This window comes from Mesorhizobium sp. M00.F.Ca.ET.216.01.1.1 (assembly GCF_004010325.2).
Classification (GTDB): domain Bacteria; phylum Pseudomonadota; class Alphaproteobacteria; order Rhizobiales; family Rhizobiaceae; genus Mesorhizobium.
The window spans coordinates 1-281 of sequence record NZ_SADR02000599.1 but is presented as its reverse complement, the minus strand read 5'-3'; the positions used below and the strand labels follow the sequence as shown (position 1 = coordinate 281).

1 protein-coding gene is annotated in these 281 nt (G+C 60.9%); it reads left to right on the top strand.

All coding sequences use genetic code 11. From position 1 onward, the window contains the following. Positions 1 to 281, top strand: a 281-nt coding sequence (locus EN859_RS37600) for an FAD-dependent oxidoreductase (protein ID WP_135913771.1), incomplete at both ends; no start/stop codon positions are given.

Below are 281 nucleotides of genomic sequence, written 5' to 3'. Positions count from 1 at the left end.
ACGCAGCTTACCGCCGGCTCGACCTGGCATGTGGCGGGGCTGATCCCGTCCTATGCCCGCAACATCAATATCGGGCGCATGATCAAGACGACGATCGACATTTATGAAGGGCTGGAAGCCGAGACCGGACAGCCGGTCGGCTGGCATAAATGCGGCCAGTTGCGCATTGCCAATTCCAGGGACCGGCTCGACGAGTTCAAGAGCTATATGAGCGTCGCCGATGTCCAGGGCATGCGGGCGCATTTGCTGACACCGGCCGAGGCCAGGGAGCTTTGCCAGAT